Source organism: Butyrivibrio sp. WCE2006 (assembly GCF_000701985.1).
Classification (GTDB): Bacteria; Bacillota; Clostridia; order Lachnospirales; family Lachnospiraceae; genus Butyrivibrio.
This window is the reverse complement of record NZ_JNKH01000071.1, coordinates 1-8,019: the sequence shown is the minus strand read 5'-3', so window position 1 is coordinate 8,019 and position 8,019 is coordinate 1. Positions and strand designations below refer to the sequence as shown.

The window sequence follows — 8,019 nt, the reverse complement described above, 5'->3', positions numbered from 1 at the left end:
TTCTCCTCTGTAGGATTCTTTTCTGCATTATCGGCTGCTGTATTTGCAGTATTTAATGCATCATTCTTTGCCTTTGCTTTTGCATCATTCTCCTTTTTCTTGTCTTTAGCATGTTTGAGTAATTCCAATGCTGTTTTAAGTTCATTACCTGTTGCCCCAGCTTGTACAGCCTCCCCAATTTTGCCATCTGCATTTTTGATACTAACAACTGAAGGATTGTCATATGCTTTTTGGGCTTCATCATTTGCACTCTTTATTGTTCCTGCAACCGTTATATCGTTTCCTGCTTTTTTCAGTTCTTCATCATTCGCATAAAATGGTTCTTTCTTTGCTATATTATATTTATCATTTGCTGTCATAATGTGATCATCATCTGGCGTCACTCGTGCCTCAGCCGCTGCATCTACTGCATCTCTTATTGCTTTCAGCTTTTCATCTTTAACCAGCAATGGGTTAGAACTATCAGCTAGTTCAAATGCAACATAACCAATCTGAGCTGTTTTAATATCCAAAAAATAATTGCCTCCAAAATCACCGACATTTGACATAATGCCAAAATATTTCGCCTTTTTAGCAGATGGTGAAACGACATAACTACTACTGCCGTTATTATTGTACTGAGCAAATATTTCTTTTTTATTTTCGTCATATAATTTAATTGTAAGTAATAAATCATATGTTTTTTTTGGCACTCCTATACTTATACTAATAAGCTTACTCAAATCAATTTCCATATTATTTGGTAGTGCACTTAAAACATTCTGATAATCTCTCTGAAAAGCTAATATACCATTATTAATAGGCCATTCAGGATATGAATTTTGTTCATATATTCTAGTACGATGTGGATTATTATTTAATGAATTATCATTATCATCTAAATTATGAAACTCTAGATCGCTGCCGTATAATAATATCGTATTTGAACCTCTATTAGGTCCGTTATATTCCGGCGGTTGCTGATTAGTATTTACCTTTTCAGTCACAGTAATTTTATTAACGCTAAAATAATATTTGCCATTTTGCTTGTCTGATGGCATAAAACTAATATAGCGGAATGTACCTGCAAAATCAGGCTTAAGTATTATCTGATTATTACCATCAGCTACTTGATCCTTAAAAAGTTGTTTACACGAATTATTAGTAAAATCTTTTAGTGAATTATCATTATGTAACCTTATATTGACAAATTTGTCATCAGACTTATATGTTGTAGGATTCCAAAACCAATAACCGTTTTCATCAGTTTTCCATTCGCCACCTTCCCTATCACTAATATCCAGCGTTATCTTACTAATTTTATATCCATCAAAATCTTTACCAAGATCAAATACTTGTTCACGATTATCAGTTAAAAAAACACTTTCTAGCTTATTATTTTCCTCTGGTTTTCTAGGTTCTACTCTTAAAAAAGTATACTTCTTTTTCCCGCCATCATTACTTATGTAGACTGTACTTTGACCATCACTAATATTGTTATTAGCATTTGACCAGTTTATGTAGAAATTATATTCACCTCTATATTCAGCTCTGGCTGTTAATGAGTCAGTACTCAATACCCCTATTATCATTGCAATGGATAGAATAAAAGAAATTATCCTGGATTTATTCCCACTCATACTTGCTCCTCTCTGCTTCAATCATATTATCGGAAACCTTTGCAATTATATGCGTATCTATGATTATTTTCAACATGAATTCGAAACTTTTTTACATTTAGGGATTATTCACAAAAATGTAGAGTGTTTCATGCGCCTTTTGATCAAATATTTAGCCTTATATGAATATATCGTTTCCGTTCAGTATTTGTCGCATTCAATTGCGTGCAACGCAAGATAATGCCGCAAAAATGGGCTTTCCAAGTATTTTTTACTGCTCTGTTCTTAAAATCGTTAATTTTTTAAACGATTAACCTTCTTTATTACGTATATGACATTTTTTCTCTCAAACTATATATTTTACATTTAATATTTTACCAAGTGCATAGTCAACACACTTGTTGTAAAGTCATATCTAAATTTGAATACAACTTAAATTTTCGAAAGATTCACTAGAAAAATAAAAAAAGAAGAACCTTTATCACCAAAGATTCTCCTTTTACTTAATTATTTGCGTAACGTATTTTCGTACGTTTCGCAAAATGTCTAATTTATGATTTTGTGAAATTAAATTACATCGCATGAAATTTAATTACATATTCAAACTTCATTGTAATATCTTATTAAAGTATCATTGTTATTCCATACAAGACCGGCTGATGAAGCATATAAATTATAAGTGAATGCCTGCCGATCCATGACAGCGGTTTAATGTTTATATGGAAAATGCCTAAACCAAATTTCTTCTTTATTACACTATGAAGAAAATAACCTGCTATAAATAAAAATATCCAGGGCATAAGGGAAAAATAATCTGATGAATAAAATCCATTCTGCATAAATCCAAGATAAGTAAGATATGAATTATGCAAAACATCCTGCCCGACCTGACCATACAGAGTATCAGGAAGTGCAATATTAGATACAAAGAGATTAAGAAATCCTCTATTTATAGGCTTAGTAATAGCAAATAATACTACACTTATAAATAGTCCCCACAATGGATCTTTTAAATTTGCCACAGACAAATCCGGACCGTTTGATTTACCGTTTATACCAGATAGGCCTGCATTACCAGTTGAATTTATCTTATTATAAAGGCTTATCACTGCCCCCAACAGTATCATGGCAGAGCCGAGGAATGTCAGCACACCAAAATACACCGGAGCATCAGGCAGAACAAGTACTGTCACGCAGGTAATGATAATTCCGCATAGAAAAACCAGCACGCCGTTCCTTATAGGCTTTCTTGCAAAGTGCATGCAAAAACCTGATATCAAGATAAAGGACCAGCATATACTCTGTTGCCACAAATAAGAACCAAAGGTCCCATACCATGGCATATTTAACCCTTTAATATATTTAAGGTCCCAACAAAAATGATATAAAATCATGCTAATAAGAGTGATTCCTCTTATAGTATCAATAGTTTCAAGTCTTGACTTATGAGTCTGCATTATTGTCTCTCCCCAGCAATTTTTCATACCTAATGATTTTAACAGAAATGCAGAAGTTTTGTTAGTTTTTTTCTAAAAAAAACAGGCAGTCATCAATTGAGCTGCCCCGTTACTATATACATATGCATATTACATATTGTTATTTTTTCAAAACAAAAATGTGGGAAACAATCATTAAAGACTGTAGAACATTACTCGAAAGAATATCTTTTTTATCAGAATCATAGGTGCAGCATTCAGCACCTATGATTCCAATCCGTAAATAATTACGTCAGCTCATGAAAATCAAACTCGTTCGATTTTACCCTTAAAGCCTGCTTTCTCAAGAGCCTTCTTGAATTTCTTAAACTGCTTCTTAGACATCTTTTTCTTTGAAACCTTGAAGGTCATCTTTGATGTCTTAAGCCCCTTAAATGCACCCTTTTCTACTTTGATGCTCTTTTTGCCGTAGAATCTGATTGTCTTAAGCTTTTTTGCGCCAGAAAACGCATTCTTACTTATAACCTGGATTGAACCGGGAATAGATACTTTTTCTGTCTCACTTGCATTTGCAAAAGCTTCAGCCTTGATCTCGGTAACTAAGTATTCAACACCACTAACTGTGACATTATTGGGAATCTTAACACGTTCTTCAGTTGTTTTTCCTACTGAAGTAAAAGTAGCTGTGCCATCTTCTCTAGTATCAACTGTAACTTCGTATGGATAGTTAGTATTTTCTACCTTAGCATTATCAACTGTTGTTGCCTTACGCTGCTCACCTGAAACAGTCTGATTAGGTGTAACAGGTGACGGCGCAGCATATACAGGTGTAGAGATAAAGAGTGCTGCCCCAAGGATTGCTGCAAGAACTTTTTTCATAACACTATGCATGGTCTCCTCCTTTCTTCCCCAGCGCTTAAACACCGGATCAAATTTTATATGAGTAAATTACAGAAAAACTGTAAATAACTCCGACAAAAATACAAGGATAATACTCAATTAATTATTAGCATAATAATATGTGCCTTGCTTCTTATAGTAGTACTTACCCTTACTACTCTCCACTCTGTTGAGAACAACTCCAAGCAGAGGACATCCTGCTCTCTCAAGCTGCATGGCTGAATGTCTAACCATCGACTTTGATGTGACACCACTTCTTACAACAAGAATTGCCCCATCACAAAGAGAACCGATTCTCTCACCGTCTGATACAAGATCAAGAGGTGAAGAATCAACCAGTGTATATCTAAAATTCTCTCCTGCATAATTGAGGAGCTCTTCAAACCTTTGATTTTCCAAAAGTTTGGAGGGATTGATTACATTATCAATATTTGGAAGAATAAATCCATTATCTATTGAAGTAGGATAAAAAGCTTGATCAAACTCACCATCTCCTGAAAGGACAGCGCTTGTTCCCTGAATCTTACCACCATTTGTAAGCTTCATATCATACTTAATAGCCATGGTTGATTTTCTCATATCAGCATCGATAAGAGCTGTCTTAATTCCTGTCTGTGCAAACTGTCTAAATAGCTGCATAGTAACAAAACTCTTTCCCTCATTAGGGGTTGAAGATACTATCATGATTTTCTTTACATCTTTACCCAAAAATCCAATGTTTATACGAAGAGAATTAAGTGCCTCTTCCATTGCATAGGGTAACTCTGGATTATTATTAAATACTATCTTATTCATGAGCACTTAGCCTCCTTTCCTCTTTTTTCATCTTTAATATTCTTTATCTTTTTCCCGGATGTTGATTCATTTCCCTCTGCTAAAATTCCAATATTCCCCTCAGGAATAACCGCAAGAGGAAGAATACCAAACATTCTCTCGATATCATCAGCGGAATTAACTGTATCCTGAAGTACAAAAATTACAGTGAAGATTCCTAAAACAAGTACTGTAGCTCCAAGAGCTCCAATCATTATATTCTTAGAATAACTGGGAGAACTCTTAAACATAGGTACAATTGCAGGTTCAATGATATGAGGTTTAGGCGTATCCATGAGCTTTGGAATTTGAATCTCAGCCTGTTTTGCAATATCATTTGCAATCTGTTCAGCTTCATTAGGGTCATTACTTGTAACACTGATAGTCATAATTCTTGTATTCTTAACAACAGCTATTTCTACCATTTTAACAAGTTCTTCATAAGTATAATCAAGATCAAGATCCTTGATAACCTGATTAAAAATCGGTCTTATGGTAATAACCTGCTCATAATCCGCCGATAACCCTGTTCCAAGATTAAGGTCAGTAAGATTAACCATTGTATCAGTCGATGCAGATACTACATAGATTTTCGCTTTGGCTGTATATAACGGCTCAACCAGAAAATAAGTATAAGCTCCAGCCAATACTGACCCAAGTACAAACGCTGCAATAATTATGATCAGTTTGCTTCTGAAATAATTAAGCAATCCAAAAAGATCAATCTCCATCTCTTCCTGATCATCATCAACTTTTAAAACCTTTATCTGTTTTTGTTCCATTTGTTTCTTTTCCATGTCTTCTCCTCTAAATCAACTTCAATAACTACTCTTTTACAGGCGTAAGGTGAAATAATTTATCCATCACCTGATAATAAGAATCTTCATCTATATAGAACTCCTGATGCTCTAATCCATCGGCGAGTAATTTTCCGGTTTCGTATCTACCTTCAAATTTCAATGTTCCAAGGTTTTCTCCTCTATTTGCTCTGTTTAAAACTCTTGAAAAATCATTCCCGGTCATGTTAGTCTGTGCGACTTCTTTCATCTTCTGATATATTTCATTAGGGAATTTAGGATCCTCTTCTGTTTTTTCCATAAGCTTATTCAGATAGGCTTTTATATAAGCTTCCTGCCTTGCCATTCTTCCTTCATTGGTGCCATCTCCGACTTCCATTCTGGCATGAATGTAGTTATAGGCCTGCTTATCATTGAGGGTAATCTCCTCTCCTTCAATGAGAGTCGGATCAACCTGGCTAAAATCGCCTTCTACAGTGACTGTTACTCCACCAATTACATTATTTAGTTTTTCTATGGAATCCATGTTAAGCTCATAGTATCCATCAATTGGTATTCCACCTAAAAGCTCCGAAACAGCATTCACTGTGTTCTCGCTGGACATCTGTGGATTACCTCCAAACCAGTGCGCAGTGCATATCTGCATAAGGGACCTCGCATTGACACTGCCGTCCGGATTCATCATTGGAACTTTCATAATTGTATTACGATCTATTTCCAAAACTGCATAATTATTATCAGATCTGTTGAGTACTACAAGAAGTAATACGTCCGCCATATTCCCATGATAATCAACAGCTTCTTTATCTTTATAAGTTCCTGATACATCTGTTCCTATTACCAGGTAATTCCTGACTGCTGCATTGTATCTACATACATTCCCATTTATCAGAAGTTCGACATCTGAAAGGACTGTATCTTCTTCATAAACATCTTCCATTTCTTGCATATCTATATATTTTTCAACAGCATTTATGCCTAAAAAAAGCACTAATAGTAGAAAAACGATTACAAAAGAAATCCCTACTACCTTAAACTTTCTACGATTCATCATTTCTCCACAGCTTATCTGAAAGCATATCTATATCATTCAAAATCACCTCTCCGAATTTCTTCTTCAAGGCTTCTCTACCTTGTGACATATTCACTGGTCTGTCTGTATTATTATGCGCATCTGTACCAAGAATAATACTATGCCCATCATTAATAAATTTAAATGCAAAACGTCGTGACATCCAAGACTGGAAACACTCTGTATTTATCTGCGGTATAACCGGAAGTTGCATAATCTCATTCCAAATTGAAATATCTTTTTGATATTTTCGAAATCTCTCAATATGAGCCAGAATAATTGTAAGGCTCTGCCTCTCTATAATCTCTTTAACTTCCCTGTATACATCTTTTGTCCATTGTCTAAAAGGCATCTCCAGAAGTAAGACCTCAGTCCCTTCAATACACAAATCTGATAAATTCTTGGATTTAGCCATTCCTGAAAAGAAATAGACCTCTGCTCCTAATTTAAACTTCGGATTTGTTTGATCTGAAAACTTCTTATCTAAAGTCAAATCATTATACAATTCTTCGATGACTTTATTATAAGCTCTTTGTCTTCTTTCGATGAATCTTACAGGATCATCCTGCTGTGCATAGAAGTGAGGTGTAAGAACAATTCCGTCAACACCCTGATCTATCTCTGCTTGAATCATCTCTTTTGTTATATTTATATTTTTGCTGCCGTCATCTATCCCCGGCAATATATGTGTATGGAAATCAAACATGATAAATCCCGCAGCTAAAAACTTCCTTCTGAAAAAACATGATGTACAAAGACTTAAAATACACAATGAATTATTTATCTACATATAAACAATTCATTTCAATATAGTATATATAAATTTTCTATAAACTTCAAATAAAAATAATGTGAAGTTTCCATTAAGTTTTTGTGCAAAAATAATGAATATAATTAATATATAGTTATCTTTTACAACGACTCTATAATTTAAATTAATTTCAACAATAAATTAGAGCATATCCAGAACTAGTAAAATTATATTACCAAAATACACTTCCAATATCTGCATTACTAAAGTTCATGGTTCTAATTCTTTCCCATCTTTAATAAATTCAGTAACTCAATCATAGGCTAAGTCTTATTCTTTTGTTAAATAATATGCATCAAATGGATAATAATCATATTGTATTCGGGAAAGATATTTTACTTCGAAGCCTTCTACATACTCTTCAGGTAGTTTTTCACCTATATCTACGATAAATATTATATTCAGTTATTCATAGGTGACTTGTAATAGTTAATTCCACTTTGTAAGAGTAAATTCCACCTTGTAGGAGTAAATTCCACGGGGTGGAGTTTTCTTTTTACAAAAATGATGGATTTTATCCACATTTACGGCTATAATAGCACAAAAGTCGGAAAAATGCGTATGACAATCAGAAGTCGAGTTCACGTTGTCC

General features: G+C 34.1%; 7 protein-coding genes. All 7 read right to left on the bottom strand.

Annotated features, from left to right (window positions below; all coding sequences use genetic code 11):
- Nucleotides 1-1,619, bottom strand: a 1,619-nt coding sequence (locus T501_RS18995; RefSeq protein WP_044917046.1) for a hypothetical protein, incomplete at its 3' end; no start/stop codon positions are given.
- Between the two features lie 602 nt (nucleotides 1,620-2,221).
- Nucleotides 2,222-3,055, bottom strand: a complete 834-nt coding sequence (locus T501_RS18990; protein ID WP_044917043.1) for a heparan-alpha-glucosaminide N-acetyltransferase — start codon at nucleotides 3,053-3,055, stop codon at nucleotides 2,222-2,224.
- A 285-nt stretch (nucleotides 3,056-3,340) separates the two neighbouring features.
- Nucleotides 3,341-3,913, bottom strand: coding sequence for a leucine-rich repeat protein (locus T501_RS18985; RefSeq protein WP_197028003.1), 573 nt, complete (start codon nucleotides 3,911-3,913; stop codon nucleotides 3,341-3,343).
- 120 nt (nucleotides 3,914-4,033) lie between these two features.
- Complete coding sequence (locus T501_RS18980) at nucleotides 4,034-4,729, bottom strand: CpsD/CapB family tyrosine-protein kinase (protein WP_044917041.1); 696 nt, start codon at nucleotides 4,727-4,729, stop codon at nucleotides 4,034-4,036.
- The gene (locus T501_RS18975; RefSeq protein WP_050008418.1) at nucleotides 4,726-5,544 is read right to left on the bottom strand and encodes a YveK family protein; all 819 of its coding nucleotides are present in this window, start codon (nucleotides 5,542-5,544) and stop codon (nucleotides 4,726-4,728) included. Before T501_RS18975 ends, T501_RS18980 begins: the two co-directional genes overlap by 4 nt.
- 28 nt (nucleotides 5,545-5,572) lie before the next feature.
- Nucleotides 5,573-6,535 (bottom strand): LCP family protein, encoded by a 963-nt coding sequence (locus tag T501_RS20545; protein ID WP_207641203.1) that lies wholly within the window; start codon nucleotides 6,533-6,535, stop codon nucleotides 5,573-5,575.
- A gap of 49 nt (nucleotides 6,536-6,584) precedes the next feature.
- Complete coding sequence (locus T501_RS18965) at nucleotides 6,585-7,322, bottom strand: CpsB/CapC family capsule biosynthesis tyrosine phosphatase (RefSeq protein ID WP_044917039.1); 738 nt, start codon at nucleotides 7,320-7,322, stop codon at nucleotides 6,585-6,587.
- Between the last annotated feature and the right edge of the window lie 697 nt (nucleotides 7,323-8,019).